1 protein-coding gene is annotated in these 872 nt (G+C 76.1%); it reads right to left on the bottom strand.

What is annotated here, in order from left to right; translation table 11 throughout:
* A partial coding sequence (locus AC1D1T_RS32780) for an AMP-binding protein (protein ID WP_477993534.1) occupies nt 1-872 on the bottom strand: 872 nt, incomplete at both ends.

Raw genomic sequence — 872 nt, 5'->3', positions numbered from 1 at the left:
CAGCAGCTCGGCCGCGGCCCAGGGGCTGGCCTGCGTGGGCAGCCCCTGCTGGCGGCAGAAGCGCCGCCAGCCGACGCCCTGCGCCGCCTCGAACAGCCAGCGCTTCGCGCGCGAGCCGGCCAGCCGTGCATCGAGCTGCGCGCGCACCCGCTCGTAGATGCGCGGCACCGAGACCAGCACGGTCGGCCGCACGGTGCGCAAATCTTCGGCCAGCAGCGCGACCGAGCGCGCATGCGCGACGCTGCTGCCGGCGGCGATCGGCAGGTAGTAGCCCGCCGTGCGCTCGAAGGTGTGCGACAGCGGCAGGAACGACAGGAAGACGTCGTCCGGCCCCGGCGCGACGTGCGCGAGCACCGCCATCACGTTGGCGACCACGTTGGCATGCGTCAGCATCACGCCCTTGGGCTTGCCGGTGGTGCCGGAGGTGTAGACGACCGCGGCCAGGTCGCCGGGTTGCGGCGGCGTGGCCGGCAGCTCTGCAGCCTGCGCGCCCGCGTCCAGCCAGTCGGCCACCGAGATCACCGGGACCGCGCCGGGCGCCGGCGCCGCGGACGGCGCGCCCGGCCCCACGACGACCACGCAGCGCAGCGCCGGCAGCGCGACGCCGGTGGCGTGGATCGCCTCCCACTGCGCGCTCTCCTGCACCATCAGCACCGCCGCCTCGCAATCGCCGAGGATGTAGGCGATGCTCGCGGGGTTGTCCAGCGCATGCATCGGCACCGGCACGCAGCCGGCGGCCATCGTCGAGAGGTCGGCCCACACGGCCTCGACGCCGTTCGGCAGCAGCAGGCCGACGCGGGCGCCGGCCGGCGCCCGCAGCGCGGCCAGCGCGAGCGTCCAGCGCCGCACCGCCGCGTCGGCCTCGCGCCAGC

Source organism: Rhizobacter sp. P2_H3 (assembly GCF_056403355.1).
Note: the sequence above shows the minus strand (reverse complement) of the source record. Positions and strands in the feature narration are given on the sequence as shown.